The 1,915-nt window shown below is 41.3% G+C and carries 2 protein-coding genes and 2 pseudogenes; all 4 read left to right on the top strand.

Annotation, left to right across the window (positions count from 1 at the left end; all coding sequences use genetic code 11):
• Nucleotides 1-384: pseudogene (locus tag ACFIMX_RS09760) on the top strand (filamentous hemagglutinin); the annotation flags it as partial.
• A gap of 20 nt (nt 385-404) precedes the next feature.
• The gene (locus ACFIMX_RS09755) at nt 405-821 is read left to right on the top strand and encodes a hypothetical protein (RefSeq protein WP_375640500.1); all 417 of its coding nucleotides are present in this window, start codon (nt 405-407) and stop codon (nt 819-821) included.
• A 177-nt stretch (nt 822-998) separates the two neighbouring features.
• Complete coding sequence (locus tag ACFIMX_RS09750; protein ID WP_375678959.1) at nt 999-1,475, top strand: hypothetical protein; 477 nt, start codon at nt 999-1,001, stop codon at nt 1,473-1,475.
• Nucleotides 1,476-1,561: 86 nt separating this feature from the next.
• Nucleotides 1,562-1,915 (top strand): annotated as a pseudogene (locus ACFIMX_RS09745) (hemagglutinin repeat-containing protein); the annotation flags it as partial.

The raw sequence follows: 1,915 nt of genomic DNA, 5'->3' as shown, positions 1-1,915 counted from the left end.
CTTTATGGACATAGTCGCGGGACAATGACATTGGGGAATATGCTGAATTCTTTCAAACAAGAAGGTGTTCACGGTATAGCCGACAACACGAATATCAATTTCTATGGACCAGCCTTTAATGCTTTAGTTGCATCCGGTCTGTTAGGTTATGTGAGTGATGGCAAACAAACCACTATTGGCTTTGATGGGAATAGATATGACTTTGTAAGCAGAATTATTGGCGGCAATGGCTATACTTACGAGACAATACCTACTGGTAGTAACATGTGGAAAGAATGGTGGAGAGTGATCATGAATCCCATAAGCTCCCATACTTGCCTTGGAGATGCGAGTGATAAGTGTACATGGCGCTATGGCACATCTCATCGTGAACAAAAACCTTGAATTAAATAATGGAGTAAAAAATGAAACAAACTCTAAAGCTATTAGGTGCTGTAACTTTATTAGGTATTGCAGGATGTCAGTTTAATAAAACTCCTGGAGGGTATTTGAGCGCGTGGGAGAAAAATGGTGTTACTAATTTTACAGAGGTAGGAAAAGCCTTGTTAGAATGTGGCATGCCAACGCCTTATGATGTCGATCCAGAAAACAGAAAGCAGAGCATTAATGCAAAAGCAACAATTTATGCTTGCATGCTTCAATCAGGGTTTCGCTATAAAGATGAAGAGGTAGCAAGAGCGGGAGGGCCATGTTATACTTTTAAAGAGAAAAACTTGCCCATTTGTCGTCCAGGCGCTGTTGTTCCACAGCGCAGTGTCAAGAAACGCTTAAACAGCCCTTTTTGTAAAAAGCATCCAGAACAATATGAATGCTATCCTTAAGTTTTGCTATTGGTGATGATCAACAATCTGCCATCCTTGCCTTTGCTTGGAATGGCGGGATTGTTTTCTCAATCTACCATCTCAACTCAGTTCAGAACTGTCTTGAAAAACGGAGATAAAATATCAACAGGCTTTAGAGCCTTTTTATTGTAAATAAATCCATTGAAAGAGGGAAAAATGAAAAAAATCTTAAAACTATTGAGCTGCATAGCTCTCTTAACTACAGCTGGATGTATTAACCAACCTCCTCCATCAACTTTAGCATTATGGGAAAAACCAGGTGCCGATAAAGCGATGATCCAACAATCTTTGTCAAAATGTGGTTGGAAACCGGTTTATGCTTCTCCTGACGATATGAATACGTATGCGAGTGAATTTGCCTCAGTTTATGAATGCATGAAAAAAGCAGGTTTCCGATATAAATTGCAAGATTCAAAAGGGATCTATTTTACACAACCTCCCAAAAGTGGCTCATTCCTAAGCAATTTAATGATAGCAGGATATCAGCAGTTTATGGACAATGACACCTTTGGTGTGACCAACAAAACGAAACAGGAACGCGCTTTACTAACGCATTTTGAGGATGAAAGAAAACGTCAGCAAAAGCAAAAAGCTTTACAAAAGCGATCACCAAAGCGTCCTCCCCATCGTTAAAAAGGTCGTTGGACAAAAAGTATGAATGATGCGGGAGTCAAAATTGTGCCCTTCTTTATTCAAGCGGGTGGCACTTTAAATAAAGCAGCATCCATGGTGTTGGAGCCGATATTATCGCTGGTACAAACCCGATGCAAAGCAATGATGAACAGAGCGGGAATATCACTATGGGAGCAGGTGAAGATATCATCTTTGAAAGTGCGCAAAATACGCAAAGCACAGAAAACCACACGCAAAGCGCTTCAATGAATGTTGGGTATAGTTATGGTACCGGTGGTACAGGGTGGATGGGAAATGCTTCTTTTGGTAAAGGCAAGGGTTCCAGTGAGGAAGTGCATCACAAGAACAGCCATATTATAGGCACCGGCACAGTTCACACAACGAGTGGGGCAAACACCACATTGGCAGGCGCCGTGGTTTCTGGAGAGCGTGTAGAAATG

Source organism: Bartonella sp. AD24XZML, from assembly GCF_042196485.1.
GTDB lineage: Bacteria > Pseudomonadota > Alphaproteobacteria > Rhizobiales > Rhizobiaceae > Bartonella.
This window is presented reverse-complemented; position numbering and strand designations above follow the sequence as displayed.

What these genes read in the sequence shown, in the direction of transcription:
- ACFIMX_RS09755 (WP_375640500.1), top strand. Translation starts at nt 405, where the DNA reads ATGAAACAAACTCTAAAGCTATTAGGTGCTGTAACTTTATTAGGTATT.
- ACFIMX_RS09750 (WP_375678959.1), top strand. Translation starts at nt 999, where the DNA reads ATGAAAAAAATCTTAAAACTATTGAGCTGCATAGCTCTCTTAACTACA.